The sequence below is a fragment of the Haloarcula sp. CBA1131 genome (assembly GCF_008728975.1).
Classification (GTDB): Archaea; Halobacteriota; Halobacteria; order Halobacteriales; family Haloarculaceae; genus Haloarcula; species Haloarcula hispanica.
In genome coordinates this window covers 2834984-2857449 of sequence record NZ_RPCY01000001.1, presented here as the reverse complement: position 1 = coordinate 2857449, position 22466 = coordinate 2834984, and the positions used below count along the sequence as shown (strand labels likewise).

26 protein-coding genes and 1 pseudogene are annotated in these 22466 nt (G+C 65.6%); 15 read left to right on the top strand and 12 right to left on the bottom strand.

What is annotated here, in order from left to right; genetic code table 11:
• The first annotated feature begins 74 nt into the window (after window positions 1-74).
• The 4 genes from Har1131_RS14555 (at window position 75) to Har1131_RS14540 (ending at window position 1988) form a co-directional block, all read left to right on the top strand.
• Complete coding sequence (locus Har1131_RS14555; protein WP_079980821.1) at window positions 75-866, top strand: endonuclease/exonuclease/phosphatase family protein; 792 nt, start codon at window positions 75-77, stop codon at window positions 864-866.
• A gap of 43 nt (window positions 867-909) precedes the next feature.
• The gene (locus Har1131_RS14550; protein ID WP_014039587.1) at window positions 910-1245 is read left to right on the top strand and encodes a hypothetical protein; all 336 of its coding nucleotides are present in this window, start codon (window positions 910-912) and stop codon (window positions 1243-1245) included.
• Between the two features lie 90 nt (window positions 1246-1335).
• Window positions 1336-1686 (top strand): winged helix-turn-helix domain-containing protein, encoded by a 351-nt coding sequence (locus Har1131_RS14545; protein ID WP_044951683.1) that lies wholly within the window; start codon window positions 1336-1338, stop codon window positions 1684-1686.
• Window positions 1686-1988, top strand: a complete 303-nt coding sequence (locus Har1131_RS14540) for a hypothetical protein (RefSeq protein ID WP_014039589.1) — start codon at window positions 1686-1688, stop codon at window positions 1986-1988. Before Har1131_RS14545 ends, Har1131_RS14540 begins: the two co-directional genes overlap by 1 nt.
• Before the next feature lie 6 nt (window positions 1989-1994).
• Here the strand turns inward: Har1131_RS14540 and Har1131_RS14535 are convergent, their stop codons facing one another.
• Together Har1131_RS14535 and Har1131_RS14530 are read right to left on the bottom strand one after the other, a co-directional pair.
• Window positions 1995-3245, bottom strand: coding sequence for a DNA double-strand break repair nuclease NurA (locus tag Har1131_RS14535; RefSeq protein ID WP_151147042.1), 1251 nt, complete (start codon window positions 3243-3245; stop codon window positions 1995-1997).
• A 55-nt stretch (window positions 3246-3300) separates the two neighbouring features.
• Window positions 3301-3693, bottom strand: a complete 393-nt coding sequence (locus tag Har1131_RS14530) for a hypothetical protein (RefSeq protein WP_004593761.1) — start codon at window positions 3691-3693, stop codon at window positions 3301-3303.
• A 170-nt stretch (window positions 3694-3863) separates the two neighbouring features.
• On the opposite strand from Har1131_RS14530, the gene gpmI reads away from it, so the two are divergent.
• A complete protein-coding gene (gene gpmI, locus Har1131_RS14525; RefSeq protein WP_146417920.1) occupies window positions 3864-5423 on the top strand; it encodes a 2,3-bisphosphoglycerate-independent phosphoglycerate mutase in 1560 nt (519 codons plus the stop codon).
• 17 nt (window positions 5424-5440) lie between these two features.
• Here gpmI and Har1131_RS14520 read toward each other — a convergent pair whose 3' ends face one another.
• The gene (locus Har1131_RS14520) at window positions 5441-6109 is read right to left on the bottom strand and encodes an RNA 2'-phosphotransferase (RefSeq protein WP_146417919.1); all 669 of its coding nucleotides are present in this window, start codon (window positions 6107-6109) and stop codon (window positions 5441-5443) included.
• 183 nt (window positions 6110-6292) lie between these two features.
• On the opposite strand from Har1131_RS14520, the gene Har1131_RS14515 reads away from it, so the two are divergent.
• Together Har1131_RS14515 and Har1131_RS14510 are read left to right on the top strand one after the other, a co-directional pair.
• Entirely contained in the window at window positions 6293-7027 is a 735-nt protein-coding gene (locus tag Har1131_RS14515) for a bifunctional helix-turn-helix transcriptional regulator/GNAT family N-acetyltransferase (protein ID WP_050037584.1), read from the top strand.
• Window positions 7028-7117: 90 nt separating this feature from the next.
• The gene (locus Har1131_RS14510) at window positions 7118-7609 is read left to right on the top strand and encodes a pyridoxamine 5'-phosphate oxidase family protein (RefSeq protein WP_023843134.1); all 492 of its coding nucleotides are present in this window, start codon (window positions 7118-7120) and stop codon (window positions 7607-7609) included.
• 7 nt (window positions 7610-7616) lie between these two features.
• Here Har1131_RS14510 and nadC read toward each other — a convergent pair.
• The 4 genes and pseudogenes from nadC to Har1131_RS14490 form a co-directional block, all read right to left on the bottom strand.
• Window positions 7617-8436, bottom strand: a pseudogene (nadC, locus tag Har1131_RS14505) (carboxylating nicotinate-nucleotide diphosphorylase).
• Window positions 8436-9962, bottom strand: coding sequence for an L-aspartate oxidase (locus Har1131_RS14500; RefSeq protein WP_014039596.1), 1527 nt, complete (start codon window positions 9960-9962; stop codon window positions 8436-8438). Before Har1131_RS14500 ends, nadC begins: the two are co-directional and overlap by 1 nt.
• Window positions 9963-9964: 2 nt before the next feature.
• Complete coding sequence (nadA, locus tag Har1131_RS14495) at window positions 9965-11092, bottom strand: quinolinate synthase NadA (protein ID WP_191450675.1); 1128 nt, start codon at window positions 11090-11092, stop codon at window positions 9965-9967.
• Window positions 11093-11361: 269 nt separating this feature from the next.
• The gene (locus tag Har1131_RS14490; protein ID WP_151147036.1) at window positions 11362-12858 is read right to left on the bottom strand and encodes an amidohydrolase; all 1497 of its coding nucleotides are present in this window, start codon (window positions 12856-12858) and stop codon (window positions 11362-11364) included.
• 81 nt (window positions 12859-12939) lie between these two features.
• Between Har1131_RS14490 and hmgA the strand changes: the two genes are divergently transcribed.
• The gene (gene hmgA, locus Har1131_RS14485; RefSeq protein ID WP_050007558.1) at window positions 12940-14157 is read left to right on the top strand and encodes a hydroxymethylglutaryl-CoA reductase (NADPH); all 1218 of its coding nucleotides are present in this window, start codon (window positions 12940-12942) and stop codon (window positions 14155-14157) included.
• Between the two features lie 21 nt (window positions 14158-14178).
• Here the strand turns inward: hmgA and Har1131_RS14480 are convergent, their stop codons facing one another.
• Both Har1131_RS14480 and Har1131_RS14475 read right to left on the bottom strand, forming a co-directional pair.
• Entirely contained in the window at window positions 14179-14532 is a 354-nt protein-coding gene (locus Har1131_RS14480; protein ID WP_050037588.1) for a hypothetical protein, read from the bottom strand.
• Window positions 14529-15053 carry a DUF5817 domain-containing protein gene (locus Har1131_RS14475; RefSeq protein WP_050037589.1) on the bottom strand — a complete coding sequence of 175 codons (525 nt, stop codon included), beginning with the start codon at window positions 15051-15053 and terminating at the stop codon, window positions 14529-14531. Before Har1131_RS14475 ends, Har1131_RS14480 begins: the two co-directional genes overlap by 4 nt.
• 92 nt (window positions 15054-15145) lie before the next feature.
• Here Har1131_RS14475 and Har1131_RS14470 point away from each other — a divergent pair, with 92 nt between their 5' ends.
• Together Har1131_RS14470 and Har1131_RS14465 are read left to right on the top strand one after the other, a co-directional pair.
• Window positions 15146-15484, top strand: a complete 339-nt coding sequence (locus tag Har1131_RS14470; protein ID WP_014039602.1) for a cupin domain-containing protein — start codon at window positions 15146-15148, stop codon at window positions 15482-15484.
• 37 nt (window positions 15485-15521) lie between these two features.
• Complete coding sequence (locus tag Har1131_RS14465; protein WP_064288251.1) at window positions 15522-16319, top strand: hypothetical protein; 798 nt, start codon at window positions 15522-15524, stop codon at window positions 16317-16319.
• A 19-nt stretch (window positions 16320-16338) separates the two neighbouring features.
• On the opposite strand, the gene Har1131_RS14460 is transcribed toward Har1131_RS14465, so the two are convergent.
• Window positions 16339-16563 (bottom strand): hypothetical protein, encoded by a 225-nt coding sequence (locus Har1131_RS14460; RefSeq protein WP_014039604.1) that lies wholly within the window; start codon window positions 16561-16563, stop codon window positions 16339-16341.
• Between the two features lie 81 nt (window positions 16564-16644).
• Here Har1131_RS14460 and Har1131_RS14455 point away from each other — a divergent pair, with 81 nt between their 5' ends.
• Complete coding sequence (locus Har1131_RS14455) at window positions 16645-16872, top strand: hypothetical protein (protein ID WP_008310699.1); 228 nt, start codon at window positions 16645-16647, stop codon at window positions 16870-16872.
• A gap of 139 nt (window positions 16873-17011) precedes the next feature.
• Here the strand turns inward: Har1131_RS14455 and icd are convergent, their stop codons facing one another.
• Window positions 17012-18274 carry an isocitrate dehydrogenase (NADP(+)) gene (icd, locus tag Har1131_RS14450; RefSeq protein WP_151147033.1) on the bottom strand — a complete coding sequence of 421 codons (1263 nt, stop codon included), beginning with the start codon at window positions 18272-18274 and terminating at the stop codon, window positions 17012-17014.
• A 151-nt stretch (window positions 18275-18425) separates the two neighbouring features.
• Here icd and Har1131_RS14445 point away from each other — a divergent pair, with 151 nt between their 5' ends.
• Together Har1131_RS14445 and map are read left to right on the top strand one after the other, a co-directional pair.
• Window positions 18426-19268, top strand: coding sequence for an isoaspartyl peptidase/L-asparaginase (locus tag Har1131_RS14445; protein WP_050037591.1), 843 nt, complete (start codon window positions 18426-18428; stop codon window positions 19266-19268).
• Between the two features lie 43 nt (window positions 19269-19311).
• Window positions 19312-20208, top strand: coding sequence for a type II methionyl aminopeptidase (gene map / locus Har1131_RS14440; protein ID WP_151147030.1), 897 nt, complete (start codon window positions 19312-19314; stop codon window positions 20206-20208).
• Window positions 20209-20440: 232 nt separating this feature from the next.
• Here the strand turns inward: map and Har1131_RS14435 are convergent, their stop codons facing one another.
• The gene (locus Har1131_RS14435) at window positions 20441-20638 is read right to left on the bottom strand and encodes a hypothetical protein (protein ID WP_004518623.1); all 198 of its coding nucleotides are present in this window, start codon (window positions 20636-20638) and stop codon (window positions 20441-20443) included.
• A gap of 243 nt (window positions 20639-20881) precedes the next feature.
• On the opposite strand from Har1131_RS14435, the gene Har1131_RS14430 reads away from it, so the two are divergent.
• On the top strand, window positions 20882-21418 hold the full coding sequence (locus Har1131_RS14430) for an HIT domain-containing protein (protein WP_151147027.1): 537 nt from the start codon (window positions 20882-20884) through the stop codon (window positions 21416-21418).
• A 131-nt stretch (window positions 21419-21549) separates the two neighbouring features.
• Window positions 21550-22437, top strand: a complete 888-nt coding sequence (locus Har1131_RS14425) for a Rieske 2Fe-2S domain-containing protein (RefSeq protein ID WP_151147024.1) — start codon at window positions 21550-21552, stop codon at window positions 22435-22437.
• Window positions 22438-22466 lie beyond the last annotated feature (29 nt).

The following is a 22466-nucleotide window of genomic DNA, read 5'->3' as shown; positions in this document are numbered from 1 at the left end:
GTAGCCGGGGATTAACACCTTTCCCCAGCAGCATGAATGTGAAACCTTACCCGGATGGCTGTCAACGAACGCATATGAAGCCGACGCGGGTGATGTCTTTCAATGTGCGGTACGACACCGCCGGGGATGGGGTAGACGGGTGGCCTCACAGGCGGCGGCTGGTGGCGGGGATAATCCAGTACCACAACCCCGATATTATCGGGGTTCAGGAAGCGATGGCCCACCAGCTCCGGGAGCTAGAGGTGTTGCTGGACGGCTACGAGTGGGTCGGTGACCCACGGGAATCCGTCGATGCCGGTGGGGAGCACACGGCCATCGGCTACCGGGCCGAGCGCTTCGACTGCGCGGCCACGAACACGTTCTGGCTCTCCGAACAGCCCGCCGAGCCGAGCAGCGTCGGCTGGGACGCCGCCTACCCCCGCGTAGCGACCTGGGCGCGCCTCCGTGACCGCGACACCGACGACGACCTGCTGTGTCTGAACACGCATCTGGACCACCAGGGGGCTGACGCGCGGGTCGAGGGCATCGAACTGGTACTTGACCACCTCGATTCCATCGCCCGCGAGGCCCCCGCAGTCGTGACCGGCGATTTCAACTGTGTCGTCGGCGAGCCGGCCTACGAGCGGGCCGAGGGCCACGAACTCCCGGACGGCCGCACGCTCGTCGACGCCCGCGACACAGCGACCGTCACCCACGGCCCGACGACGAGCCGGACCGATTTCCACGCCCTGCTCCCCGAGATGGGGATCGACCATGTGTTCGTCAGCGAGGACGTGGCCGTCGACACCAGAGCGGTCATCGCCGACCGCGACGACGACCACTACGGCTCCGACCACCTGCCTGTCGTGGTCGACTGCGAGCCCTGACCTGGGGGAGAATCTTTTGCCTGTGTGGCCCCTACAGTGGGCTATGTTGCTTATTCGGGGGACAGCAGGCGGGACGGCGCTGACCGGGACGCTGTACGAACCGGGCGAGGAGCCGCCCGAGTTCAACGGCGCGCCGGACGAGGGGACGCCCTACGTCTGGCTCTGTGACGCCTTCTACGAGGTCGAAAGCGGCGGTCAGGTCCAGTCTATCGGCGACCGCGAGATCCGGATTGCTTTCGAGTCCCCGATGCCCCGCGGCTTCGAGACGCGCGATGCGGCCATCGACGCGGCCAAGGAACACGTCAGAACGCAGTTCGCCCGGCTCGGCGTGGCTGGCGAGACCGTTGACGTGACGGTGCAGCAAGCTGAGACGGCGTAGCTGCACAGGTCCGCTGTAATCGACCGTCCGTTTTCTGAGTCAGCGAACGACCAGTGAGTTATACCAATGTGACGGGTGAACCCACTGCGCGTGGCCGAGGACCCGTCCCCGACCGAGGTGTTCGCCCTCCTCGACGATGACTACGCTCGCGCGCTCCTTGCAGCCACGAGTCACAGACCGATGACTGCAACTGAACTCAGCAACGACTGCGACATGTCACTCTCGACCGTGTATCGCCGCCTCGACGCCCTCGAGGACTGCGGCCTCGTCGCCGCTCGAACGCAAATCGCGGACGATGGGCACCATGTAGACGTGTACGAGGCACAGATGGACGAACTCACCGTGTGTCTCACCGACGGGACCTTCGATGTCAGCCTCTCCGTCGAATCGACGACACACGAGTTCGCCGACGCGCTGGTGGATCTCTGGGAGGGGCTCTGATGGACGTTGCCGGCCTCTCCGCCGAAACGTGGGTTACCGTGAACACTGCTTTCCACCTCGCACAGACGGGGGTCGGGCTGCTCATTGCTGCATTGGCGCTCGTCGGCTACCGTCGACAGCGGACCCGCTCCATGCTCGCGCTGGCCGTCGGAATCAGCCTCCTCACCTTCGTCTCGTACCTCGTTACCCTTGGTGCCGTGCAGGTCTTCCCGCGAGTGGTGTTTCCCCTTCCGGGCACTATCACAGAACTCGTCGGGCTCCTCGTCCTCCTGTACGCCATCGTTCTGGCCCGCCGCGGATAGCACGCTTCAGAACGATTCTTCGACGGCTCCCCACCGGATATCGTTGAACTCCCGCTCGCGGTCGGTCTCGAAGGTCCGCTCGATGCGGCGGGTGAGTTCCTCGCTGCCCTGGCGGTCGATCTTCGCTAACTCGTCAGCCTTCCCGATAGCCAGCGGCGGCCCCTGTTCCCGGGCCACGTCGTGGAGTATCTGCCGTGTGAGTTTGGCCCGACACTCCGGGTCTTTGGTGAACGCGTACGGGGCCTCGACGCGGAACACGAGGTCGGAGCGCGGGTCATAGAGGACGAAAAACGTCACCTCGTAGGCCTCTGGGTCGAGCGACCGCTCGATGCCCAGCGCGTCGCCGTCGGCGGCCATGATGCCGTCGGTGCCGCCCCGCGAGCGGAACCAGTTCGTCGCGGTGAGACAGTCGGTCTGCCGCTCACCATCGTCGTCGCGACGCTCCAGGATTCGGCGGAAGAAGGCGGTGTCGTTCACCCACGGCGCGTTGGTCTTGCGCCGGAGCGCCCGCGTGAGGGCCTTCGTTGAGGAGTTCTTGATGAACCCCACCATCGGGACGTCCCGCTCGACGAACCGCTCGACGAGGTCGACGTAGTTGTTCACGACCGTTTTGGGGCGGTCGTCCTCCGCGAGCAGGTCGGCCAGTTCGGTGTCGCGGTCGGCCCATCGGAGGACACCGGTCGGATAGATAGGGCCGTCGAGGATGAACAGGTCCTCGACCACGTCGGCGTTGGTCAGCGCGTGCTGGCTCTCGGCGAGGTATAGTGCCAGCGCGTGGACGACCCGCTGCTCGTAGCGGTCGACCTGTGGCACGTCGAGGACGCGCCGCTTGGCGTAGCCGCGGTCCCCGCCCTGCCACTCGCCGTCGAACCCCAGCGTTGCGTCGTTCGAATGCACGGCCATGATGATGGTCCGGCCGCGGTGGAGTTCGACATCCGAGGGCACGCTGCCCATCGCCGCCTGCGCCACGTCCAGCACCAGTCCGTTCTTGAATGTTGTGGGATTGATAGTCCCCGAATCCAGGCCGTGCTGGGTTGGAAACGGCGGGTCCGCCAGCGCGATGTCCTCGATGGGAACCTTCCGGCGGCGCTGTTCGTCTAGCGGTTCCAGAATCTTCGTCCCGTCCTGCCACAGCGGGTCGAGAAAACTGTCCCAGACTTCCTCGGCGGCCGCCTCCTGGTCGCTCGTCTCGACGGTCTCGCGCACCTGCCCGGCGAGCTTGGCGATGCCGTCGACGTGGACCGGGTCCAGCGTCATGCCCGTGCGTTCGCGGGGACGGGGATAACCCTTTGGTCACCTGCTGATTCGGTGGTTACTCCTTGCCCGACTCCTCGCGGAGCAGGCGTTCGATGGCCTCGGCGATCTCCTCGTAGGACTGCATCGTCAGGCCGTCCGTGGTGATGAGCACGCCCTGGCGCTCGGTCGTCGCCCGCAGGAGGTAGCCGTTAGAGAACGCGCGGACGGTGAAGCGGTAGTCGCCCAGTTCGGACTCCTGATATGCGTTTTTCGTTTGCTTGTACCCCTGCCATTCGTGGCCCACGAAGTCGTTGAGGTCGGCGTCCTGTTCAAGGTCCTCCCGCAGGTAGAGTTGCTCGAAGTTCGCACGCGTGAAATACGTCACTGAACGGAGCGAGTCACCCGTCGCTGTCCGGGCTGTCGTGACGATTGCGTCGGCCAGATCGTCCGAGAGAATGTTCCGAGTCATGCCAGACCGAAGGCGGGCCACCCTCTTAATTTCAGGGTTCCCGATACCGGCAGCGATAGCGGAGTAGCGACATGGAGTACCGACACCAGAGCCGCCGAATTTCGCATTATCGACCGTCACGTTCGGGACTGACCGACAGTGTATTAGGCCGGTCGCGTGACCCACCGGGTATGGACGTCGGACTTATCATCTTAGACGGCTGGGGCCTGAATCCGGACGACGATGTCCGGGATGCCGTCGCCGCCGCCGACACGCCGAACTTCGACCGCTACCGAGACGCGGGCGCAGCGTCGACGCTTGCCACCCACGGCCGCCGGGTCGGCCTCCCGGAGGGCCAGATGGGCAACTCCGAGGTCGGCCACCTCAACATCGGGGCCGGCCGCGTCGTCAAGCAGGACTCCGCTCGCGTCAGCGATAGTATCGCGCGCTCCCGGGGCGAGTCGCCGCCCGATGACGCCGCACAGGACCCGCCATTCTTCGAGAACGAAACGATTCTGTCGGCCTTCGAGCACGCCGAGGACCACGGCGGTCGGGTCCACTTCATGGGCCTCGTGTCGGACGGCGGCGTCCACTCCTATCAGGACCACCTCCACGCGCTCATCGAACTCGCTGGCGAGCGTGGGACTGACGCCGTCTCGCACGCTTTCACCGACGGCCGCGACACCTCGCCGACCGGCGGCGAGGACTACCTCACCGACCTCGAAGCCCACGCCGAGGCGCACGGAACTGGCCACGTCGCCACCGTCTGCGGGCGCTACTACGCGATGGACCGCGACCAGAACTGGGAGCGGACCCGTCGGGCCTACGACGCCATCGTCCACCGCGAGGGCGACCACCACGCGGATGACGCCGTCACGGCCGCTACGGAGTCCTACGCCCGCGACACCACGGACGAGTTTATCGAGCCGACGACCGTCGGCGACCACGCCGGTCTCGAAGACGGCGACGCGGTCATCTTCTTCAACTTCCGCTCGGACCGCGCCCGACAACTCACCCGGATGCTCGGCGACATCCGCCCGGACGACTGGGGGGCCGACACCGAACCGCCGGACACCCGGCTGGTGACGATGACGCAGTACGACGAGACGTTCGACCTGCCGGTCGCCTTCCCGCCGAACCAGCCCGAGGACGTACTCGGCGAGGTGCTTTCTGAAGCCGGGAAGATCCAGATCCGGCTGGCCGAAACGGAGAAGTACCCCCACGTCACCTACTTCCTCAACGGCGGCCGTGAGGTCGCGTTCGACGGCGAGAGCCGCGAAATCGTCGATAGCCCTGACGTGGCGACCTACGACCTCCAGCCAGAGATGAGCGCGCCGGAACTGGCCGACACCGCTATCGAGTTCATCGAGACTGAGGACCCCAGCGCGATGGTCCTGAACTTCGCCAACCCCGACATGGTCGGCCACACCGGCGACTTCGACGCGGCGGTGACTGCCGTCGAGGCCGTCGACGAACAGCTCGGCCGGCTGGTCGCGGCGATTGGGGCCGCCGGCGGCCACGCTCTCATCTGTGCCGACCACGGGAACGCCGACGACATGGGGACTGTCGATGACCCGCACACGGCCCACACGACCAACCCCGTCCCGTTCATCTACCTCGATTCCGACGGGACTGCCGGCGGACGGACCGCCCGCGATGGCGGGACGCTGGCCGACCTCGCGCCGACGATGCTCATGCTCATGGGCATCGACCAGCCGGAGGCGATGACCGGCACGCCGCTTGTCGAATAGCGGGCGACGCGATCACGCTATTTTTCGAGCAGTGAGAGATACCCCAGCGGCACGCGGTCAGTCGTGTACGTCTCGGTCCCGCGCTTGACGATTCGGCGGTCGTCGGCTTGCATCGCCGCGGCGTCGACGACGAACACGACGGGCTCGGTGGCGTGGCGACGTCCCACCTCGCGGGCCGCCGCGACGGAGTCCGAGAGGTGGACCGTCTGTCGCCCCATCGGCTTCAGTCCCGTTTCGCGTATCGACGCGACGTTTCGCGGTACAGTTCCGTGATACAGCGTCGCCGGGATGGGGTCGTCGGTCGCATCCAAGGTTACGTCGACAGAGTGCCCGTAGGCCGCCCGAACGCGGCCGCCAGCGGCCACTGTACTTGACTCGTCACTGGTTCCTGTCCGCTCGAACCGCCCTTTCGGGTCCGTGGCGATGACTCCAGCCAGCGCCTCGCCGTCGGCCCAGTCGTACTTCCGCTCGACTGCGGCCTGGAGGGACGCGAACGCCGTCCACCCCGCTTCGTCTACCTCGATGCCTGCGTCTTCGGGGAAGTGCCTGAGCGCTCCCGAGGTGAATTTCGAGAGCTGTCGCCGCCGTTCGCCGTCGAGAACGAGGGTCCCCTCTCTGTCACAGACCGGGCACGCATCCCCCTCGAAAAAGCCGTCCTCGGAACAGCGACGGACCGCGTCTGGCATGGTCGAGAATGAGCCACGACCATACAAAAGCATCACGCGGACGTGACGACGGCCCGCGTATCGACAGCTGCCAGACGCTTTCACCGGCGGCCACGGCATCGCTGCTGGCAAGTCGACATAAGCTCTCAGACTAACTTCTCGGGAATTTTCAAGTGGATACAGTCATCAGTGAGCCATAGCGAAATGCCGTCCCCAACAGACCTCGAACTCGGCGGTGAGCGGTCCGACGTGTATCGGTTCGTGGAGCGGAACGGCCCCGTCGCGCCCGCCGAGGTGGCCGAAGCCATCAGCGTCGATCCCGAGCGGTTCCAGCACCATGTCTCCATTCTCAAACGGGACGACCTCATCGAGTCCACCGAGGACGGGAAGCTGACCGTGGCGCTCCACCACGGCGAGACGGCCGAACACTACGAGGCCGGCGTCAGCTACGAGATACGACCTTCCCGGCCGTCGGACCTCTCCGGCGTCGTCGGCACGATACACGACGTGACCAGCGAGGCACCGTACATCATCGCGGCCGGTGTCGCCGAGCAACTGGCCTACGAGGACACGCTCGTCCGCTGGGGTCCCAATCGCTGTCGCGTCGTCTTCGTCGCCACGGTCGACGACGACGTCGTCGGCTGGGTCCACGTCGCCATGTCCGAGGTGGCCGAACTCGCGTCGACGGCCGAACTCACGCTCGGAGTAATGGAGACGTACCGCCGCCACGGTATCGGCAGCCACCTGCTCCACCGCGGGGTCGAATGGGCCGCGAGCCGCGGCTGTCGAAAGGTGTACAACAGCCTGCCGGCCACAAACGAGCGGGCCATCGACTTCCTGAAGGAGACCGGCTGGACGGTCGAGGCTGTCCGCGATGGCCACTACGAGATCGACGGCGAACTGGTCGACGAGGTGATGCTGGCGCGCCGGCTGGACTGAGACGGACTGACGGCAAGGGCTACCCTTGTGAGCGGAGAACCCGGGGCTAGCGCCCTATGGCTTTATGATTATCTACCGACAAGTGACGACATGACAGTTACCGAACTAGAAGACTACGGAATGCTCCGGATGAACGTCGAGGACATCGAAAAGACCCTCGAACGGAAGAGCATTGGCGTGCTTGGCGTCCCGACCGATTCCGCGCCGCTACTGCGCCCGCTTGGTTTCTGGTACGACGGCGAGTCCGCGCTCTACTTCGTCTACGTTCTCGGTGCCGACAGCCGGAAAGTGACGGCAAGCGACCACGCGGACGTTGCCCGGTTTCTCATCTACGACGTCGAAACGACGTTCAACTGGCGCAGCGTCCTGCTGACGGGGACCATCGAACGAGTCCCTGACGACGAACGCAGGGCAATCGAAGAACAGATAGACACTTCCTGGACGCCCGACGTGTTCGAACGGGCGGCCGAGACGGAAGCCACAGCGCTGTATCGGTTCCGGATCGACGACCGGGTTGGTATCAAGCAACTCGAACTCCCGCCGGAACTCAGAACCGAATTCTCGACGAGCGGGCCGGATTGACCGGTACCTAGCCCGTGCGGAAAGAGAAATCCAGCGTCGGCGCGGAGTGGGTCAGCGACCCCATCGAGATGATGTCCACGCCCGTTTCGGCGTAGGCCGGCACGTCCGCAACTGTGATACCGCCGCTAGCCTCGGTGAGCGCGCCGGAAGTAGACGCTGCCACTCTGTCGACGGCCCGCTCAGTTTCCGCGGGGGACATGTTGTCGAGCAGGACGATGTCCGCGCCGGCCTCGGCGGCCCGCGGGGCGTCCTCCGGAGCTTCGACCTCGACGTCGAGTTTCGTCGCGAAGGAGGCCCGCTCGCGGAAGTGCTCGATGGCGTCGACCAGTCCCATCTCGGCGATGTGGTTGTCCTTGACCATCACCATGTGCGAGAGGTCCAGTCGATGGGTGTCGCCGCCGCCGGCCGCTACCGCCCGCTTCTCGATGCCGCGCAGGCCGGGAGTCGTCTTGCGCGTGCCGGCGATACGAGGGGTGGAATCTGTCGCAGCCGATTCCGCCGCATCGACGGCGGCCCGTGTCTTCGTCGCCACGCCCGAGGCATGGCCGGTGATGTTCACGGCGACGCGCTCGCCGCGGAGGACCGACTGCGCGGGCCGTCGACGCGAAGCACTACGTCGCCGGCGTCGATGGCCGCCCCGAGTCGACCGGTGTCTCAACCGCACAGTCCAGATACTCGAACACCGCGGTGGCGGCGTCAAGGCCGGCGACGACGCCGGACTCTTTCGCTACCAGTCGCCCCTCGGTCGTGCCGGGCACGTCGTTGGTCACGTCGTGGTGGCCCACGTCCTCGCGGAGCCACCGCTCGATGTCGCTGTCGGCGAGCATCAGTCAGCCGTGGACTCCGGTGGTTCCTCGCTCGCATCCACGAGATTGTGCGTGCCGACGCTCTCCTCGTTCTCGGCGGCGTGGCGCGCGATCAACAGGGCGGTGACGCTGGCGTGGCGGAGTTCGTACAGCGAGCGACTGGTCCGCGTGCGGACGTAGGCGTCGACCTCGCCCTTGAGCCGGCGGAGGACGGCCATCGCCCGCTGGAGGTCGGCCGGGTCGCGCTCGACGCCGACGTTCTCGTCCATTACGCGGGTCAGCCGCTGGAACTTGTCGCGGGCGAACCGCTCGGGCAGGTCCGGGTCGCGTTCGAGCAGTTCCGGCGCTTCGATTGGTTCGGGTTCGGCCCCGGCGGCGTCTTCGCCGGCGCGTAGACCCCAGACCAGCCCTTCGAGCAGGGAGGTGCTGGCGAGGCGGTTCGCGCCGTGGACGCCGGTCCGGGAGCATTCGCCGACGGCGTACAGTCGGTCCAGCGTCGTCCGGCCGCGGTCGTCGACGTTGATGCCGCCACAGAGGAAGTGCTCGGCGGGCGCGACCGGAATGCCGTCTGTCCAGTCGATGCCGTGCTCTTTACAGCGGTCTGCGAGGTTCGGGAACTCTTCGGCGAAGTCAAGCGGCGAGACATCCAGCGTCACCTCACCGGTCGCCTCTCGCTCCGCCTTGACTGCCCGGGCCACCACGTCGCGGGGCGCGAGTTCGGCGTCCGCGTGGTAGTCGGGCATGAACCGCTCGCCCTTGTCGTTGCGTAGCAGGCCGCCCTCGCCGCGGACGGCCTCGCTGACGAGGAAGGCGACCTCAGCGCTACCGGAATTACCTTCGAGTACGCACGCCGTCGGGTGGAACTGCACGTACTCCATGTCCTCGACCTCGGCCCCGGCGAGTGCGGCCATCCCGATGCCGTCCCCAGTGGTGTTGTCGGGGTTCGTCGTCCGCGGGTAGAGGTCGCCGATACCGCCCGTCGCCAGCACGACGCTGCCGGCGAAGTACGGGTCGACCTCGCCGTCGGATTCGAGCATCGCGCCGTGGACCCGCCCCTCGTGACGGATGAGTTCGAGCGCGGCGGTGTCGTCCAGAATCTCCACGCCGTCGTGGTCGTCGATGTAGTTCAGGAACGGGACGTGAATGTGCTTGCCCGTCGAGGCGTCAACGTGGAGGATGCGGTCTTCGCTGTGGGCGGCCTCGCGGGTGAAGTCGTGGCCCGAGCCGTTCTGGTCGAACTCGACGTCCAAGGTCTCAAGCAGCACGTCCTCGACGGCCTCGTTGGCATTCTCGACCAGCACATCGACGGCGTCGGGGTCGGCGGTGCCGTCGGAGGCGGCCATGATGTCGTCTTTGAATTCTTCGGGCGTATCTCGGGAGATGGCGATGCCGCCCTGAGCCCACCAGGATGAGGAGCCTTCCGGACGGGTCGCCTTCGTGGCGAGCGTCACGTCGTCGCCTTCACGGGCCGCGGCGAGCGCCGCCGCCAGCCCGGCGATGCCGGAGCCGACGACCAGCACGTCCGTCGTAATCGGGTCGTCCGTCATGGTTAGATCTCCAGCATTCGGTCCATCGCGACCTGTGCCAGTTCCTTCTCCTCGGGCGCGACCTCGATGACGTTGCGCTCGCGACCTTCGACCAGTTCCTCAAGCACCCACGCGAGGTAGTTCGGGTCGATCTGGCGCATGGCATTGCAGTCCATGCAGGCGTCGCCACACAGCGGGACGACATTCACCTCGGGGTGCCACCGCTGGAGGTGGTGGGTGAGGTGAATCTCGGTGCCGATGGCCCACGTTTCGCCGGGATCAGCCTCGGCGACGGACTCACAGATAGTCGACGTAGAGCCGGCCACGTCGGCGGCCTCGACGACCTCGCGGCGACACTCGGGGTGAACGATGACGTTCGCGTCGGGGTAGTCCTCGCGGATCGATTCGATGTGGTGCTCGCGGAAGCGTTCGTGAACCTGACAGTACCCCTCCCAGAGAATGACGTCGTTTTCGACGGCGTCAGCGGCGTCGGTGCCCTCGGCGTCCCACGGGTCCCACTCGACGGTTTCGTCGGCCATGCCGAGCCGGTGGGCCGTGTTCTCGCCGAGGTGCTTGTCGGGCAGGAAGAGTACTTTGTCGCCCTTCTCGAAGGCGTACTCGAAGGCCTTGTGGGCGTTGGAGGACGTACACACCAGGCCGCCCTGCTCGGCACAGAAGGCCTTCAGGTCGGCGTAGCTGTTCATGTACGTGATGGGGATAATCTCTTCGTCGTTGTCGAGCGCCGCGGTCAGTTCTGCCCACGCGGCGTCGACCTGCAGCGCCTCGGCCATGCCCGCCATCGGGCAGGACGCCTCCATCGACGGGAGGATCACGGACTGGTCGTCGTCCGTGATGATGTCCGCGGATTCGGCCATGAACGTCACGCCGCCGAAAATCACGTAGTCGGCGTCGGACTCGGCGGCCTCCTTCGAGAGCTGGTAGGAATCGCCGATGAAGTCGGCGTGTTCGACGATCTCCCGGCGCTGGTAGTTGTGGCCGAGGATGACCACGTCGTCGCCGAGGGTATCGAGCGCGCTCTCGATGCGCTCGGTCCGCTCGTCCGCCTCGAGGTCCCGGTACGCCGGCGGGAGTTGCTCGAGGTTGTCGTACTTGAAGAGGCTGAGGTCCGTCTCGAACGCGGCGGTTTCCATTTCGGGCACGATGTATCCACCTGTCGGTACTCACACTTCAGAACTCCTTCGTGAAAAGATTTTATCTTCAAAGTCGAGGGTTGGTGGGCAAGGAAATTGTATACCTGATATTGGAGGTAACTACAGTTCTGTTTCAGGTGTTGGTGGCCTATCGGGTTTTATATCCGGGTTTGGCGATCTAACTGCTTCTATATCCCGTACTGTCGAATTATGTTGTTTGTTACCGAGAAACAGGAAACGTGACGCGTCGATACTGCCGTCTGTCGGACTTACTCGCCGGAATCGAACACGACCTCGCCGTCGCTGACGGTCAGCGTGACGGCTACGTCCGAGATATCACCATCCGGTACGCTCCACGGAGAGGCCGATAGCACGGCGAAATCCGCAACCGATCCCGGCGTAATCGTGCCCATCCGGTCCTCGTCGAAGCCCGCGTACGCGGCACCGCTGGTGTACGCTCGGAGCGCCTCGTCGACTGTCAGGCGCTGGTTCGACTCCGGCGCGGTGACGGCCTGCTGGACGCCATACAGCGGGGAAAGCGGCATACAGTCGCTCCCGAAGGCCAGTTGTGCGCCGGCATCCACGAGGTCGCGGAACCGGTTCGTCAGCGCGCGGCGCTCGCCGAGTCGCTCGTCGTACAGGCCGCCCGGCACCGCCCAGCGGTGGAAGTTCGGCTGCGCCGAAACGACCAGTGGCGACGCCGCCAGTCGCTCCGCCAGGTCGCCGGTGAGCACCTCGGCGTGTTCGACGCGATGGCGCTCGTCCGCGGCGTCGACTGATTCGATAGCCGAAAGCAGCGCGTCGATAGCCGCGTCGCCGATGGCGTGAGCGGCGAACTGGAGGCCCGCGTCGTCGACCGCTGACACGAGTTCCCGGAGGGCATCTGGGTCCGTTCGCCACTCGCCGACGCTGTCGCTGTCGGCGTACGGCTCCCGGAGCCGCGCGGTGCCGGCCCCGAGCGACCCGTCGATGTACGTCTTGATCGCGCCCGTTTGCACTCGGTCGCTCCCGTGGTTCGTCACCAGGCCAAGCTCCCTGACTGCGTCGAGGTGGTCTGCCCAGTAGTTGAGCCGCACTCGCAGGGAGAGTGCGTCCTCGGTGTCTAGGTCGCGGTACACCCGCGGGGCGTGAGACTGCCGTACCATGTCGTGGACGGCAGTGATTCCCTCAGAGAGAGCCACCTCCTGTGCGGCCAGCAGGTACTCTCGGGTCTGCGTGTAGTCGGGCGCGATAGCGTCGAAGACGGCCTCGGCGGCTTCCTCGACGAGCACGCCGGTCGGCGCTCCGTCCTCGGTCCGAACGCCGTCGCCGGGCAGGTCCAGTACGTCCAGCGCGGCGTGGTTTACCGACACCGTGTGGATATCCTCGCGCGCGGCCGCGACCGGGCGCTCAGCGCTCACCCGGTCCAGCGTCGCCGCTTGCAGCAAGTCTCCGTCCCAGTCGCTCTCGTCGTAGCCAAACCCCAGAATCCAGCCCTCGCCGTCGTCGGCCGCCAGCAGCCGGTCGATGCAGTTGTCCGGGCTGTCCGCCCCGGCGAGGTCGGCTTCGACCGCACGCCGGCCGACGATGTCAAGATGCGTGTGGGCGTCGACGAAGCCGGGCAACAGCACGCCACCGCGACAGTCGACGGTCTCGGCACCCGCGGTCGAGAGGTCATCCGGGTCGCCGACGGCTGTGACAGTTCCGTTCGTCACTGCGACCGCCGATGCCGGACCGTCGCCGGACAGCGGCCGCACCTCACAGTTCGTGAATACGCGGTCGACCATACAGACTCCGGGCGCGGCGACTGCAAAACGCTTGGCCTGCCAAGAGCAACTGTTAGGAGTCCCGAAGCCACACCGGTCAGTATGACCGACTCCGACGCTACGGCGCTCGCGGAGCGCGTTCGTGACGGTGAGTTGCGGCTCTACGAACTGGAAGACCACGCCGACCCCGACACTGCGGCGGCGGCCCGTAGACACCTGCTGGCCGAGGAGACCGGCGCGGACCTCTCAGCGGTCGGCGACTACACCTTCGACGCTGCCGACGCCGAGAGCAACATCGAGAACATGGTCGGCGCGGCGCAGGTCCCGATGGGTGTGGTCGGCCCGCTGCCCGTCGACGGCGGGGCCGCCGAGGGCGACCACCACCTCCCGCTGGCGACCAGCGAGGGCGCGCTGCTGGCCTCCGTCAACCGCGGCGTCTCGACGATTCGCAACGCCGGCGGTGCAACCGCTCGCGTGCTCAAATCCGGGATGACCCGCGCCCCGGTGTTCCGCGTCGAAGACGTGGCCGAGGCGGGTGAGGTGTCGGCCTGGGTCCGCGAACACGTCGACGTACTCGCCGATGCCGCCGAGTCGACGACCAGCCACGGCGAACTGCAGGACGTGACACCCTACGTCGTCGGCGACAGCGTCTTCCTGCGGTTCTCCTACGACACCAAGGATGCGATGGGGATGAACATGGCCACCATCGCGACGGAGGCGGCCTGCGACGTTGTCGAGTCCGAAACCCCGGCCGACCTCGTGGCGCTGTCGGGCAACCTCTGTTCGGATAAGAAGCCCGCCGCCATCAACGCCGTTGAGGGCCGCGGCCGGACCGTCGCCGCGGACGTGCTCATCCCCCACGAGCAGGTGGAGGAGCGACTCGATACGACTTCCGACGCTATCGTCGAGGCCAACACCCGCAAGAACCTCGTTGGCTCGGCGAAGGCCGGCGCGCTGGGGTTCAACGCCCACGCCGCCAACGTCGTCGCCGCGGCCTTCCTCGCGCTCGGGCAGGACATCGCGCAGGTGGTCGAGGGGAGCAACGCTATCACGACCGTCGACGCCCGCGAGGACGGTCTGTACGCATCGGTCACTATCGCGTCGCTGGAGGTCGGCACTGTCGGCGGCGGGACGGGTCTCCCCACGCAGTCCGAGGCGCTTGACGTGCTGGGCTACGGCGGCGGCGGCGACCCCGCCGGCAGCAACGCCGACGCGCTCGCGGAGGTCATCGCCGCCGGCGCACTGGCTGGCGAACTCTCTTTACTTGCGGCGCTGTCCTCGCGCCACCTCTCTTCGGCGCACGCCGACCTCGGGCGGTAGCGCCGCTCCTGTGTCAGTGCGCTACCGCTGCCGGCGCTGACTCACCAGAAATCCCGCTCCGGCCACCAGCACGACGACGCCGGCGAGCAGGAGTGCTTCCTGCCCAAGCAGTGGACCCAACACCAGCAACGCCCACGCGACGGCGAACACGCCGTGTGCGATGGCGAACAGCCGCTGGCCCCGCCGGGCGAACACGGCTGTACCCAGCGCGAACCCGAGCGTGAGAACGACCGCCGAGAGCGCGACGGTGCTCACCTGCAGTGAGCCGACTGCGACGGGGTCAACGACCGGTGTGAGGAGAAACAGCAGTCCCGAGAGACCGACAAGAACTCCGACCGCGACCGGGCCGCGCTCCAGATCTAACGTCGCGGTCATAGCAGCCGGTACTGCCCCCGACTCTCCGATGCCTTGCCGGCACGAACCAGCTTTGTCAGTGCCTTCCGGGTGTACGACGCCGGGACGCCGCGTTCCTCGGCGTAGGCCACGATGTCGTCCTCGGTCGGCTCGTCGAGGTTCCGGAGCGCGTTCGTGACCGTCTCCTTACGGCTCGACCCTCTTGTCGCCCCTTGCTCGGCGCGGTCGGCGGCCGCCGACACGGCGTCTGTATCCACCCCCGAATCTTCGAGGTACGTCTCGTCGTCCACGCCTGCGTCGTCGACCTGGCGCTCCATTTCGGCGTAGGAATCCAACTCCGCGAAGGCGTCACCCTCCCCCTGCCGGTTCGCCAGCATCGACGCCCGGACCTCACGGGCGTGGGCCTCGTCGTCCGTTTCGACGAACTTCCGCCGCTTCTCGTGTTTGCGGCGCGTGCCACACCGCGGGCACTGTGTTGTCTCCGGTCGCCCCTCAGTGACCCACAGCGCGCTGCAATCACTACACCCGACGACCGCGTACATACCTCTCTGTCAGGGCCGGACGGTACTGAATCCACCGACGTCCGATGCCGGGGGACGAAGGCTTAGGTGCGGTGGACATGACATAGCTGAGCATGGAAGAAGTACCACAGGCGGCCTGTGAGACAGTCGAAGCAGTCGACGGCGTGCACCTGACACAGTTGGCGGTCGGAGAGCAGATGAGCGTCCAGCAGTTCCACATCGACCCCGGTGCGGCCGTCCCGGAACACAGCCACCGCCACGAGCAGGTCGGCTACGTTGTGAAAGGGACCTTTACCTTCCACGTCAACGGCGAGGAGTACGTCATCGGCCCCGGGGACTCCTACGTGGTCCCGAGTGAGGAGCCACACGAAGCGCGCAACGACGGCGAGGAACCGGTCCGGGGTATCGACGTGTTCAGTCCGCCCAGATCGAACCCGGACTGGCAGGACTAGCCACAACTGTTTGGGGCCGGCGGCCGTAGCGCAATCAATGACGCGAGCAGTGGCTGCTGTCGTGACGCTCGCGCTCGTACTCGCCGGGTGCTCGGGCTTCGTCCAGCAGGACAGCCCCGAAACAGTCACGCCGGCAGCGGTGCCGACCGATGGGGTCGGGTATCCGCCGGGCGTGAGCGACGAGGCAGTGGTGCCGCCAGTGCTGGCCAGCGCCCACGCGCGGACGCTCGCGACGACAAACTACACGCTGGTCTCCCGCCAGCGGGTCACCGACAGCAACGGGACGGTACTCCGGCGGTCCGACCACACACGCCACGTCGCGGCGAACAAGACGACGTACGCCGGGCAGTTCCGCCAGAACGGCACCGAACTGAACACTTTTACGACCCGCATTGATTACTGGACCAACGGCTCCATCGTCGCGGCCCGGTACGACGAGCGATCGAACGGGCCCCAGCGGGTCAAGTGGACTGTCCGCGACGACGGCCCGGTCTCAGACCTCTCGGAGCGGCGGATGATACGCGGTATCGGGGAAGCCGTCGATCTCTCCGTTGCCGACCGGAGCGACGGCGGCGTCGTCCTCGTCGGCACCCGTTTCACGGACCCTGACAGGCTCAGTACACCCCTGTTCGTGAGCGCCCCTCGCAATGTCTCTGTCCGGCTCCGCGTCAGTCACGACGGTACCGTCTCGGCGCTTCGGCTGGCATTCGATGCCGAACGGAGCGACCAGCAGGTCCGTGTCACGCAATACCTGCGGCTACGAAACGTCGGGTCTACGACAGTGACACAGCCGGTGTGGGTCGCGAACACGACCCAGCGGTCGCTTCAGGAATAACCGCCCGCAACGAACGAATTCAGGCGCTACCGAGCGCGGGCAGGACTCGGCGGGAGGCGAGCATATAGCCGGCGTACAGGAGGACCAGCCCCATATATACTTCCCACGCAGCGAACGCGGAGATGCCGCCGGACAGGTCGGCGAGAGCGGCCTGTTCGGTGAGTGCTCCTCCCACAGTTAGCCCGGCCGCGAGAACCGTCGAGAGAAGGAGTTCAAGTAGCTCCGGAAGCGATTCTGAAACCATGTATGCGCAGATATCAGTGTCAACCCGCTTGTAGCTCTTTCGATCCGAGAGAGCTTTGTAGGCTCGCGAGAACGGACCTGTATGAGCCAAAACTGGAACGCGGACTACGCGACACTCGCAAAGCGCGGGTTCATGCTTGGGGCGGGGCTGTTCCTCCTCGGCATCGCGGGGGAAGTCGCCGGAAGCGCCGTTCTCGGGACACTCCCCGCCTGGGGCGACACGCTGCTGGTCGACATGGAAATGCTCGGTATTCTCGTCGGTCTCCTCTCACCGCTCGTGTTCGGTGTGGTCCTTCCGCTGACGGAGTAACCCTTCTCTGACGGATACGCTCGATAAAACGACTCCCGAGCTACGGCCCCGTTCTCCCGACAGCACGACCGCTCGTCTCGCCAGTCCCGGCTGTTGTGCGCAATAAAAATGTAGAGTTTGGGTGATCAGCGCGACTCGCTTACGCGAGCTTCTCTATATTCTCGACGACCTTCTCGGCGAACTCGCTGGTGGCGAGCTTGTTGCCGCCCTCGATCTGGCGTTCGAGGTCGTAGGTGACGTCGCCCGAGGAGATGGTCTCCTCGACGGCGTCACGAACGAGCTGGCCGGCGTCCTTCCAGCCCATGTATTCGAGCATGAGTCGGCCGGAGAGAATCATCGCGGTTGGGTTGACCTTGTCCTCGCCGGCGTACTTCGGCGCGGAGCCGTGGACCGGTTCGGCGAGACAGCGGGCCGAGCCGAAGTTCGCACCGGGGGCGATGCCGAGCCCGCCGATCTGTGCGCCGGCGGCGTCGGACATGTAGTCCCCGTTGAGGTTCATCGTCGCGATGACGTCGTACTCGTCGGTACGGGTCAGGAGCTGCTGGAGCATGTTGTCGGCGATGCGGTCGTTGACGACCAGCGCGTCCCCGGGCGCTTCGCCGTCGTACTCGTCCCACAGCTCGTCCTCGGTGATGACGTGCTCGCCGTACTCCTCTTCGGCGACCTCGTAGCCCCAGTCGCGGAAGGCACCCTCGGTGAACTTCATGATGTTGCCCTTGTGGACCAGCGTAACGGAGTCGCGGTCCTCTTCGAGGGCGTAGTCGATGGCCTCGCGGACGAGGCGCTTAGTCCCGAACTCGGTGATCGGCTTGACGCCGATGCCGACCGGGCCGTCGTGGATGGTCTCGTCGAAGTCCATCTCGTCCTCGACGAACTCCTTGACTTCCTCGACTTCGTCGGTGCCGGCCTCCCACTCGATGCCGGCGTAGACGTCCTCGGTGTTCTCCCGGAAGGTGACCATGTCCATCTCCTCGGGGTCCTTGACCGGTGACGGGACGCCCTCGATGTGGTAGGTCGGGCGGACGTTCGCGTAGAGGTCGAGCGTCTTCCGGAGCGCGACGTTCAGCGAGCGGAAGCCGGCGCCGACCGGCGTCGTCAGCGGCCCCTTGATAGCGACGTTGAACTCCTTGATCGCCTCGACGGTGTCGTCAGGGAGGTTCTCGTCGTACTTGTCCCGGGCGGACTGGCCGGCGTAGACGCGCATCCAGGAGATGTCACGGCCGGTGGCGTTCGCGGCGGCTTCGAGCACCTTCTGTGCGGCCGGACCGACGTCCGTCCCGATACCGTCCCCGTGGATGATGGGGATGATCGGGTTCTCCGGAACGTCGAGTTCGTCGTCCTCCGTGACCTGAATCTGCTGTCCCTCGTCGGGAACCTCCACTTTATCGTAATCGTAGCCCATATTCCGCCAATTGACAGTCGCCCCTAAAGGCGTGCCGCTTTCCCTCAGACATGGTAACACAGTCCGTAAAGAAAGGGCTTCGACCGAACGTCGGGACGACACTAACGTCATAGCCGGAGGTGATATGCCGTTCGTGTGTCAACGGGGTTGCATGCACGTCATCGTCCACGGCGGCGCGGGCAGTCCACCGGAGTCACCGGCCACTCGGCAGGAAACACTCACCGACGCCGCTGAACGGGCAACGGCGGCGGAGGGTCCGATGGACGCAGTGCTAGCCGCGCTTCGACCGCTCGAATCCGATCCGGCGTTCAACGCCGGCGTCGGTGGGGCCGTCCAGAGCGACGGCGAGGTCCGGACCGACGCTGGACTGATGACCGACGCCGGCCAGGTCGGGGCGGCGTGTGCAATGTCTGGCGTTGTACACGCCACCGATGTGGCCCACAGTGTGGGAACCGAGACGCCACACGTCTTGCTGGCCGGTGACGAGGCCGTCGATTTCGCGGCAGGCATGGGTGTCGAAACCGGTCGCGACCTCACGACTGCGGAGACACGACAGCGATACGAGGCCGCTGACCCTCCTGATGGCGGACCCGCAGATCATCTTGAATGGGTCCGTGAGCATTTCAGCGGCACTGACACCGTCGGCGCGGTCGCGACCGACGGGGGCCGGCTCGCGGCGGCGACATCGACCGCCGGGCGCTGGTTCGCGCTGGCCGGTCGGGTCGGCGACGTACCGCAGATCGGCGCTGGCTTCTACGCGGACGACCGCGGTGGCGCGAGCGCGACCGGCGAAGGGGAGGCTATTGCCCGGTTCGGCCTAGCCCGCCGCGCCGTCGAACTGCTCGACACGTACGGCCCGCGACAGGCCGCCGAGGAGGCGATTGCGGCGTTCGAGGACGCTACTGGCAGGCGCGCCGGCGTAATCGTCCTCGACCACGCCGGCCACACCGGAGCCGAACGCAACACCGCCGCGATGCAGACCGCGAGGCGATAGCCAGAGGGAAACCCCTTTGCCCGCCACCGACTAACCGCCGTGCATGACTGACGTGGACTTCGATTCCGAGCAGTACGAGAAATGCCGTGAAGCAGGCGAGATTCTGGCACAGGTGCGCGACGAGGCGGCCGAGCGCGTCGAGGTGGGCGTCTCCCATCTCGAAGTCGCTCAGTGGGCCGAGGACAAAATCAAGGAGTTGGGCGGCAAGCCGGCGTTCCCGGTGAACATCTCTATCGACGAGGAGGCGGCCCACGCCACGCCCGAGCGCGACGACGACGCCACCTTCGGCGAGGAGATGGTCAACCTCGACATCGGCGTCCACGTCGACGGGTGGCTTGCCGACACCGCCGTGACGGTCGACCTCTCCGGGCAGGACGAACTCGCCGAAGCGCCCGCCGAGGCCCTGGACGCCGCGCTGGACGTTGCCGGCCCCGGTGTCGACGTGGGCCAGATCGGCGCGGCCGTCGAGGACGTCATCGAGGGGTACGGCTACAACCCCGTCGTGAACCTCACCGGTCACGGACTCGGCCACTGGGAGCAGCACACGTCGCCGAACATCCCGAACCGCGAGGTGGCACAGGGCGCGACGCTCAACGTGGGCGACGTGGTCGCTATCGAGCCGTTCGCCACCGACGGCCACGGCAAGGTGCAGGAAGGGGCCGACGAGGAGATTTTCGCCCTCGAACGGGAGGGGTCAGTCCGGAACCGGCAGGCCCGGCAGGTCCTCGAACAGATCACCGAGGAGTACCGCACGCTGCCGTTCGCCGCCCGCTGGCTCGACTCGCCGCGGGCGGAGATGGCGCTTCGCCGGCTGAAACAGCAGGACATCGTCCACGGCTATCCGGTACTCAAAGAGCAGGACGGCGCGTACGTCAGTCAGAAGGAACACACCGTTATCATCACCGAGGACGGCTGTGAAGTGACGACCCGTTCGCGGTAGCGTGAACACCGGCTTCGAACCCGCTGGACTGACACCGGACTCCGCTTCTTGAGCATCCACAGCGACATCTCTCTGTGGCCGGTGTGAAAGGGTGTGATGGGTGGGGTGTGTTGCCACGCAGTCAGAAACCGCGCGGCGTATGGAAACGGTGGGGTGGGGGGTGTGTGGCCACGCAGTCAAAGACCGCGTGGCGTACTGAAACGGTGGGGTGGGGGTGGGGTGTGTGGGATGGTCAGGCGTTGTTCATCCGCGTGGACGTGGTTGTACCACAGATCTGACACTCGCTGACCCGATACGGCTCTCGGGAGAACGCCGCGTTCTCGCGTTTATCGGACTCTGTCTGTATCTGGACACGCACGGCGTGCGGTGTCTCGCGGTCACACGTCGAACAGTGTTCAGCCATGTCAACGCCGTCGTTTATCGCTGCCATCCCGCCTGATACAAGCCGGGTACGGAGTATAAAAACCACCTTCAGTTCTGGTCCGTTCAGCACTGTTTATCGCCAGACAGCGGCCGATTTTTTCGGATTGCTGCCTTAGAGAATACGAGAATGTTTAAAAGCCCATCTAAGGCTATAGAATCCGGTCTACGACCGTGAACGGCCAACACTTTTATACAGAGCTTCTGCGGCAACAGTCACGTTGTTTTTGCTGGTGGGTCGACAACTGGCGGTATGGACAAGGTGTTCGCGCCGTGGCGCATCGAGTGGGTCGAATGCGAGGAGACGAACCCCGATGTCGACTGCGTGTTCTGTGCGTTTCAAGCGGGGGACGACGACCGGGCGAACAACCTCGTGGCACGAAGCGACCACGCCTTCGTCCTCCTGAACAACTACCCCTACAACCCCGGGCATGTGATGGTCATTCCCCACACCCACACCGGCGAGTACGGCGACCTCGACGACGAAACCCTGCTCGATCACGCCCGACTGAAACAGCGGACCTTCGATGCTCTCGAAACGGCGCTGTCCCCGGACGCGTTCAACGCGGGGCTGAACCTCGGTGGCTCCGCGGCCGGCGGATCGATTGACGACCACCTCCATACTCACGTCGTCCCGCGGTGGAACGGCGACACCAATTTCATGCCGGTCATCAGCGACACGAAAGTCATCGTCGAGGCCGTCGAAGAGACGTACGACCGGCTCTACGCTGCGTTCGCATCACAGGACGGGACAACCGCTCCCGAGGACGGGGCTGTCCGAATCGAGTAGTTCGGCCGGCCGGCCGTACCGACAGAGACGCGGTCTTCGTCCGTGGGACTGTGGTGAAACGGCCGATTTCCGGTAGCTGAAAAGCATCGGGTGGGCCTTTTTCAGTAGACGCCAAACTGTCGTATGGTCCCATGACGCAAGAAGCCCCTCCAAATCACGGCCAGCGTGATAAGTACCCAGCCCCGTCCGGTCGCCGCCGCTTCGTCAAAGGACTGGTCGGTGCCAGTGCATTGTCGGGAGTGACGACTGTCGGCGGCCTCGCAGTCGACGCAGCGACTGACCAAGGCGGTGTCGGTGGTGGTACCGTGTCCTATATCGGCATCCAGAACATCGCTGGCCCGGCGAACCGACCGATGCCGCTCGTTCCGCTGGAGATATCCGATGGCGCACTCCGTGGAAAGTGGCCGTCCGTCTCAGAAGTGACCGCAGGCGGTGATACCTTCCGTATCGCCAAAGCGGAGTTGGGCGGCGTGACGTATTCCCAGCAGTGGTTCCAGTACTGCGGGCTCGAAGTCGCCGCGGGACTCGAGCCAGACCCCGAGCGTGACGGGTTCCTCAGGTCGAAGGCGGCATATGACTGGCAATCACAGCTGAATGACGGAGATAAACTCCGTGTCGAGCACTTCGAGGACTACGAGTCTTGGGGAAACGATATCGGTAGCGACGGTCTCGGCAAGCCAGCGGTCGCGACCTGGCGTTCACAGGGCGAGGACGTCAAAGAGATACAGGTGCAAGTGTTCCGGACACCTGCTGTCTCGAAGATGGTCGCCGGTGACGACGAGTATGCCGACCTTGCCGGTGAGATACGCGAGTTCCTGGACGCGGCCACTGCTAAGGATTTCATCGCATGGGTGAACCGCTGTACGCACCTCTGCTGTAATCCCGGGTATAAGACGATGCCCGGAAGCGCGAAGTTCGAGGCTGCCGACAAGGTGTACTGTAACTGCCACCAGTCGGTATACGATCCGTTCTCGCCGACGACGGCAACTTTTGCGTCGCGGCCTCGACCACAGGGATAGCTCAGTGTCGAAGCGGCTTTGACGGCGGC

Excerpts from the sequence above, each read along its gene's own strand:
- Har1131_RS14490 (WP_151147036.1), bottom strand. The coding sequence starts at position 12,858 with ATGGTCGACCGCGTATTCACGAACTGTGAGGTGCGGCCGCTGTCCGGC.
- Har1131_RS14470 (WP_014039602.1), top strand. The coding sequence starts at position 15,146 with ATGGAAGAAGTACCACAGGCGGCCTGTGAGACAGTCGAAGCAGTCGAC.
- Har1131_RS14455 (WP_008310699.1), top strand. The coding sequence starts at position 16,645 with ATGAGCCAAAACTGGAACGCGGACTACGCGACACTCGCAAAGCGCGGG.
- hmgA (WP_050007558.1), top strand. The coding sequence starts at position 12,940 with ATGACCGACTCCGACGCTACGGCGCTCGCGGAGCGCGTTCGTGACGGT.
- Har1131_RS14475 (WP_050037589.1), bottom strand. The coding sequence starts at position 15,053 with ATGTACGCGGTCGTCGGGTGTAGTGATTGCAGCGCGCTGTGGGTCACT.
- Har1131_RS14480 (WP_050037588.1), bottom strand. The coding sequence starts at position 14,532 with ATGACCGCGACGTTAGATCTGGAGCGCGGCCCGGTCGCGGTCGGAGTT.
- Har1131_RS14555 (WP_079980821.1), top strand. The coding sequence starts at position 75 with ATGAAGCCGACGCGGGTGATGTCTTTCAATGTGCGGTACGACACCGCC.
- map (WP_151147030.1), top strand. The coding sequence starts at position 19,312 with ATGACTGACGTGGACTTCGATTCCGAGCAGTACGAGAAATGCCGTGAA.
- Har1131_RS14520 (WP_146417919.1), bottom strand. The coding sequence starts at position 6,109 with ATGCCAGACGCGGTCCGTCGCTGTTCCGAGGACGGCTTTTTCGAGGGG.
- Har1131_RS14515 (WP_050037584.1), top strand. The coding sequence starts at position 6,293 with ATGCCGTCCCCAACAGACCTCGAACTCGGCGGTGAGCGGTCCGACGTG.
- Har1131_RS14530 (WP_004593761.1), bottom strand. The coding sequence starts at position 3,693 with ATGACTCGGAACATTCTCTCGGACGATCTGGCCGACGCAATCGTCACG.
- Har1131_RS14540 (WP_014039589.1), top strand. The coding sequence starts at position 1,686 with ATGGACGTTGCCGGCCTCTCCGCCGAAACGTGGGTTACCGTGAACACT.
- Har1131_RS14510 (WP_023843134.1), top strand. The coding sequence starts at position 7,118 with ATGACAGTTACCGAACTAGAAGACTACGGAATGCTCCGGATGAACGTC.
- Har1131_RS14550 (WP_014039587.1), top strand. The coding sequence starts at position 910 with ATGTTGCTTATTCGGGGGACAGCAGGCGGGACGGCGCTGACCGGGACG.
- Har1131_RS14465 (WP_064288251.1), top strand. The coding sequence starts at position 15,522 with ATGACGCGAGCAGTGGCTGCTGTCGTGACGCTCGCGCTCGTACTCGCC.
- Har1131_RS14500 (WP_014039596.1), bottom strand. The coding sequence starts at position 9,962 with ATGACGGACGACCCGATTACGACGGACGTGCTGGTCGTCGGCTCCGGC.
- Har1131_RS14535 (WP_151147042.1), bottom strand. The coding sequence starts at position 3,245 with ATGACGCTGGACCCGGTCCACGTCGACGGCATCGCCAAGCTCGCCGGG.
- Har1131_RS14460 (WP_014039604.1), bottom strand. The coding sequence starts at position 16,563 with ATGGTTTCAGAATCGCTTCCGGAGCTACTTGAACTCCTTCTCTCGACG.
- gpmI (WP_146417920.1), top strand. The coding sequence starts at position 3,864 with ATGGACGTCGGACTTATCATCTTAGACGGCTGGGGCCTGAATCCGGAC.
- Har1131_RS14430 (WP_151147027.1), top strand. The coding sequence starts at position 20,882 with ATGGACAAGGTGTTCGCGCCGTGGCGCATCGAGTGGGTCGAATGCGAG.
- Har1131_RS14425 (WP_151147024.1), top strand. The coding sequence starts at position 21,550 with ATGACGCAAGAAGCCCCTCCAAATCACGGCCAGCGTGATAAGTACCCA.
- Har1131_RS14435 (WP_004518623.1), bottom strand. The coding sequence starts at position 20,638 with ATGGCAGCGATAAACGACGGCGTTGACATGGCTGAACACTGTTCGACG.
- icd (WP_151147033.1), bottom strand. The coding sequence starts at position 18,274 with ATGGGCTACGATTACGATAAAGTGGAGGTTCCCGACGAGGGACAGCAG.
- Har1131_RS14445 (WP_050037591.1), top strand. The coding sequence starts at position 18,426 with ATGCACGTCATCGTCCACGGCGGCGCGGGCAGTCCACCGGAGTCACCG.
- nadA (WP_191450675.1), bottom strand. The coding sequence starts at position 11,092 with ATGGAAACCGCCGCGTTCGAGACGGACCTCAGCCTCTTCAAGTACGAC.